This is a genomic window from Achromobacter sp. SIMBA_011, from assembly GCF_046535435.1.
GTDB lineage: Bacteria > Pseudomonadota > Gammaproteobacteria > Burkholderiales > Burkholderiaceae_B > Achromobacter > Achromobacter dolens.
The window spans coordinates 1-268 of the sequence record NZ_JAWRWN010000547.1 but is presented as its reverse complement, the minus strand read 5'-3'; the positions used below and the strand labels follow the sequence as shown (position 1 = coordinate 268).

The window sequence follows — 268 nt, the reverse complement described above, 5'->3', positions numbered from 1 at the left end:
CCATCAATTCGTGGCCGACGTAGCGAGGACCTTTCTGGAAAAGCGTTTCGATTTCGCGCTTGAGAAGCGCTTCGTCAAAGTAAGCCGTGACTGGCAGCTGGCTTTGAATGGACTTCAGCTGCAATGCATTGCTCAGATTGGACATTCCCACTCCCGATGAAGACGTGAAAGCAGTGAACAACCCAACCATCGAAGATTCGATTTAGGGAGCCGGCTAGTATAACTGGTTTACCCCGGGGTGGGGTGGCTAAGTGACTGATTTTTGCCC

Annotated in this window: 1 pseudogene; it reads right to left on the bottom strand. The window is 51.5% G+C overall.

The window, feature by feature from the left end:
- Nucleotides 1-145, bottom strand: a pseudogene (locus tag SB816_RS32085) (aromatic ring-hydroxylating dioxygenase subunit alpha); the annotation flags it as partial.
- Nucleotides 146-268: the final 123 nt, after the last annotated feature.